General features: G+C 45.7%; 6 protein-coding genes. 2 read left to right on the top strand and 4 right to left on the bottom strand.

From position 1 onward, the window contains the following. Positions 1-114 precede the first annotated feature (114 nt). On the bottom strand, positions 115-564 hold the full coding sequence (locus tag K4A83_RS20770; protein WP_265266613.1) for a DUF29 domain-containing protein: 450 nt from the start codon (positions 562-564) through the stop codon (positions 115-117). A 235-nt stretch (positions 565-799) separates the two neighbouring features. On the opposite strand from K4A83_RS20770, the gene K4A83_RS20765 reads away from it, so the two are divergent. Beyond that, positions 800-970, top strand: a complete 171-nt coding sequence (locus K4A83_RS20765) for a hypothetical protein (protein WP_265266612.1) — start codon at positions 800-802, stop codon at positions 968-970. Between the two features lie 6 nt (positions 971-976). Here K4A83_RS20765 and K4A83_RS20760 read toward each other — a convergent pair whose 3' ends face one another. After that, entirely contained in the window at positions 977-1,675 is a 699-nt protein-coding gene (locus tag K4A83_RS20760) for a pirin family protein (protein WP_265266611.1), read from the bottom strand. Between the two features lie 109 nt (positions 1,676-1,784). Here K4A83_RS20760 and K4A83_RS20755 point away from each other — a divergent pair, with 109 nt between their 5' ends. Further along, positions 1,785-2,120 (top strand): winged helix-turn-helix transcriptional regulator, encoded by a 336-nt coding sequence (locus K4A83_RS20755; RefSeq protein ID WP_265266610.1) that lies wholly within the window; start codon positions 1,785-1,787, stop codon positions 2,118-2,120. Between the two features lie 63 nt (positions 2,121-2,183). Here K4A83_RS20755 and K4A83_RS20750 read toward each other — a convergent pair whose 3' ends face one another. Beyond that, a complete protein-coding gene (locus K4A83_RS20750) occupies positions 2,184-3,818 on the bottom strand; it encodes an alpha-D-glucose phosphate-specific phosphoglucomutase (protein ID WP_265266608.1) in 1,635 nt (544 codons plus the stop codon). A gap of 133 nt (positions 3,819-3,951) precedes the next feature. After that, on the bottom strand, positions 3,952-4,468 hold a 517-nt coding region (locus tag K4A83_RS20745), incomplete at its 5' end, for a pentapeptide repeat-containing protein (protein WP_265266607.1).

The following is a 4,468-nucleotide window of genomic DNA, read 5'->3' as shown; positions in this document are numbered from 1 at the left end:
TAGGTTGGGTGAAGCGACAGCGCAACCCAACAAAACAACTGATAATTAATCATTTTGGAAAAGGTTAAAATATCCACCAACTCTTCCCTAATGTTTAGCATCTTAATTGGATATTTAGGGACTGTCAGGAAAATAATCCATATCTAAAACCTGTTCTTGAGTAAAAGGACAATCAACCGGAAAAGTGGGTTTAGGTAAATTGGTTTCATTAACTGCCGCTCGCACTGCTTTTTGATAACATTCTGAGAAAATATCTCCTAAATAGGGTTTTAAGCTCGGACTATCCTTTAAAATAAGCTCTAATTGTTCTCTTTGCTCATCAATGGTATTGATCCAGCTATTAGTCCGTTTTTCTGATTGATATTGCCATTTGAGTAGGTGCATCAATAGAACCTTTAAACGGCTAAATACTTCCCGTCTATTATTACGTCCCATATCCGAGATTTCTTCTATTAAATTATCTAAATCAAGTGCGCTGAAATCTCTCTGTTTTAGATAATTTATGGTTTGTTCAATCCATAAATTAAAATCAGTTTCATACAGGGCAGATAATTTAGTTCTCATCTTGATCTCCTCCGATTTAGAAGGATAGATTTAGGGTAATTATTTTGATGGGGGGTCTTGAAATATTTTTTGAGTTGAGTCCTAGTTTTTCTTCTATAGCGTAGCTAAATCATTGATAAACTCTCAGAGAAGTTTCTCATAATACTTCAAACTTCTTGCAACCCTTGTATATAGTTTACCGTTAGATATCCGTCAATGGCAATGTCAACATTGTGGGACTCACCATGATCGGGATATGAATGCGGCACAAAACATTAGAAATGAAGCCTTGCGGATATTGTCGTTGGGAACTAGCGATACTGCCTGTGGAGGGAATGTAAGACAACCAGGCAAGATTTCGGTCTTGTTAGATGCTATTCCCATTGAATCAGGAAGCCCCATCCTCGCCGACGGCAGGGTGGGGTAGTTCACACTAGGCTAAATCAAATAACAAAATTTCCGCCTCTTGAGTTGCCTTAATTTCCAGCATTTTCTCCTCACTCACCGCCGCCGCGTCACTGGTATTTAAAACCACTCCATTTAACTCAATTGCCCCTTTAGCCACCTGTAACCAAGCATAACGTTGAGGATTTAACTCATAGGAAATCTGCTCCCCTTCAGGAATAACACCAGCATATAAACTCATATCCTGATGTACCGTCACCGCCCCATCTTTCCCTCCTCTCGCGGCCACTAAATGTAAATGATTGGGCTTCTGAGAAATCGGAAAACTTTTCTGCTCATAACTCGGCTCTAAATCCTGTTGTTCCGGTAAAATCCAGATTTGCAACAAATGAACCTTTTCCGAAGTTGAGGGATTATATTCACTGTGATAAATCCCCGTCCCCGCACTCATCCGTTGCACCTCTCCCGGCTGAATAATAGAACCATTGCCAATACTATCTTTATGTTCAAGAGAACCTTCTAAAACATAGGTAATAATTTCCATGTCTTTATGACCATGAGTTCCGAACCCCGAACTCGGATTAATCCAATCCTCATTAATGACCCGTAAACTCCTAAAATTCATGTGATTGGGGTCATAGTAACTCGAAAAGGAAAAAGTGTGGTAACTATCTAACCAGCCGTGATTAGCATGACCTCGTTCGTGGGATTTGCGAAGCTTAATCATCAGAAAACCTCTCAATTCAATGGGTGTTTGTTCTATTTTTACTTTAGAACAAGTATAATGAATTTGGAAAGTATGCACTTGAAAGTAAGGTACTATCTAAAAAGATACTATGGAAAATGCAGTCACAGTAACCGTCGGAAAACAGGTGAGTTGCGCCGTAGAAATCACCCTGCGTGTCATTGGCGGCCGTTGGAAAGTCTTGATTTTGCGGGAATTATTCGATGGGGTGAAGCGCTTCGGGGAGTTGCAACGGGCGTTAACCGGGATTACCCAGAAAATGTTAACCCAACAGTTGCGAGAAATGGAAAGAGACGGCATCGTACACCGTCAAGTTTACGCCCAAGTTCCCCCCAAAGTGGAATATTCCCTCACGCCTTTGGGAGAAAGTCTAAAGCCCATTTTGGAGGAAATGCACCGTTGGGGGGAAAAACACCTTAATTCGTGACGACTCCCGACATCGACCCTAGGGGTGCGATGCGGGCTTCTCTGGGGTTAGCTAAAGCTAATTTTAGGTGATTACCGTGGGTTTATCCCGGCCGGTAAACTCTTGAATTTTCGCCACCTCATTGGCCAACAGAATTAAATCCCCTAACGCTTCTTGGGTATCGCGCTGATGTTGGCTCACATCAGGTTCATAACTTTCTAAATACACCCGCAAGGTTGCCCCTTTAGTGCCGGTTCCCGAGAGACGGAAGACAATGCGAGAACCATCGGTAAACCCAAGGCGAATCCCTTGTTTTTGACTCACACTACCATCTACGGGGTCGGTATAACTGAAATTATCGGCATATTTGACTTCATAGTTGCCCAAGGTTTGACCCACTAAAGTGGGGAGTTTCGCCTCTAATTCCGTGATGAGTTGTTGGGCTGGTTCGCTGGCCACTTCTTCGTAATCGTGACGAGAGTAGAAATTCCGGCCGTAGGTTGCCCAGTGTTCCCTCACAATCTGTTCAACCGATTTGCCTGTGACGGCGAGGATATTTAACCAGAATAAGACCGCCCAGAGGCCATCTTTTTCCCGGATATGATTTGACCCGGTGCCGAAACTTTCCTCACCGCAGAGGGTGGCTTTATTGGCATCTAAGAGATTGCCAAAGAATTTCCATCCGGTGGGGGTTTCGTAGCAATCAATGCCTAATTTAGCGGCCACACGGTCTACGGCCTCGCTGGTGGGCATGGAACGGGCGACTCCGGCGAGTCCGTCTTGATATCCGGGGACGAGGTGGGCGTTAGCGGTGAGAATGGCTAGACTGTCGCTGGGGGTAACGAAGAAGCGACGACCGAGGATCATATTGCGATCGCCATCTCCATCGGAAGCAGCCCCAAAATCCGGCGCATCCTCCCCAAACAGCACCTTCACCAACTCTTCAGCATAGACCAAATTCGGATCCGGGTGGCCTCCCCCAAAATCTTCTAAGGGGATGCCATTTTGCACCGTCCCCTCCTTCGCCCCCAAACGTTGTTCAAAAATCGCCCGAGCATAGGGACCCGTCACCGCATGGAGCGAATCAATACACATCCCGAAATTGCCCCCCGTCACCAATTGGCGGATTTTTTCCAAATCAAACAGGCTTTCCATTAACTCCAAATAAGGCACAACGGAGTCCATCACCTCCACCTCCATTGTCCCCAACTTGAACGACCCCACCCGGTCTAAATTAATATCCGCCGCTTCTAAAATCTTATATTCTGTGATTTCCTGAGTGCGGGCAAAAATCGCTTCAGTCACCTTCTCAGGAGCCGGCCCCCCATTACTAATATTGTATTTCACGCCAAAATCTCCCTCGGGTCCACCGGGATTATGGCTTGCCGAGAGAATAATTCCCCCAAACGTTTGATATTTACGGATAATGCAAGACACAGCCGGGGTGGATAAAATCCCCCCTTGCCCCACTAAAACCTTGCCAATCCCATTAGCCGCCGCCATTTTAAGGATAATTTGAATGGCTTCTCGGTTGTAATAGCGCCCATCCCCCCCGACCACTAGGGTTTGTCCTGCGATACCCTCTAAGCTATCAAAGATGGATTGAATAAAATTTTCTAAATAGTGCAGTTTTTGAAATACCGGGACAGACTTTCTCAGTCCAGAAGTCCCCGGTTTTTGATCATTAAACGGTGTAGTTGAGACAGTGCGAAGATTCATGACCTTAAGCTGGGAGTTTTCACGCCTATCTTACAACGTTGTTGCTCCCTCACTGGTCAGTGGACTCGATGAACCAAGAATCCCCGCGCCTTTAGGTCGGGGACTGTCAACGGGTAATCACTCATCGGTGCCGTCACTCTTGAGCTTCAATAGAAGATACCCAACGAATCGCCCCTTTAAAGATTGTATCGGTTAAATTTGCGTCCCTAAAATCCGTTTCAATCAAATAGGCCCCACTGAGATCCGCCTCTTGTAAATCAGCACCGCGTAAATCAGCTTGATATAAATTCGCCCCACTAAAATCGGCCTGGGCGAGATTGGTATAGCTTAAATCTGCTCCCCGTAAATGGGCTTGGGTTAAATTCGCCCGGCGTAAATTGGCCCCTAACAGTTGCACCCCTGCCAGATTAGCTTTGCTGAGGGTGCCTAAACTGAGATCCACCCCAATTAAATTACTATTATTCAGGGTAGCCCCGTAGAAATAAGCCGAGGTGAGGGTAGCGCCACTGAGATCAGCGCCGGTTAAATTGGCGATCGCAAAAGAACTTCGACTAAAATTCCCCTCCAACAAATAGGCCCCCCTTAAATCCGCCCCATGAAAATCAGCCCCCGTGAAATCCCCCCCCTGTAACACCGCACCCCCCAACTTC

The organism is Spirulina subsalsa FACHB-351, from assembly GCF_026130165.1.
Classification (GTDB): Bacteria; Cyanobacteriota; Cyanobacteriia; order Cyanobacteriales; family Spirulinaceae; genus Spirulina_A; species Spirulina_A subsalsa_A.
The sequence above is the reverse complement of the archived record's forward strand: the minus strand, read 5'-3'. Positions and strand labels throughout refer to the sequence as shown.

What these genes read in the sequence shown, in the direction of transcription:
- K4A83_RS20770 (WP_265266613.1), bottom strand. Translation starts at nt 564, where the DNA reads ATGAGAACTAAATTATCTGCCCTGTATGAAACTGATTTTAATTTATGG.
- K4A83_RS20765 (WP_265266612.1), top strand. Translation starts at nt 800, where the DNA reads ATGAATGCGGCACAAAACATTAGAAATGAAGCCTTGCGGATATTGTCG.
- K4A83_RS20760 (WP_265266611.1), bottom strand. Translation starts at nt 1,675, where the DNA reads ATGATTAAGCTTCGCAAATCCCACGAACGAGGTCATGCTAATCACGGC.
- K4A83_RS20755 (WP_265266610.1), top strand. Translation starts at nt 1,785, where the DNA reads ATGGAAAATGCAGTCACAGTAACCGTCGGAAAACAGGTGAGTTGCGCC.
- K4A83_RS20750 (WP_265266608.1), bottom strand. Translation starts at nt 3,818, where the DNA reads ATGAATCTTCGCACTGTCTCAACTACACCGTTTAATGATCAAAAACCG.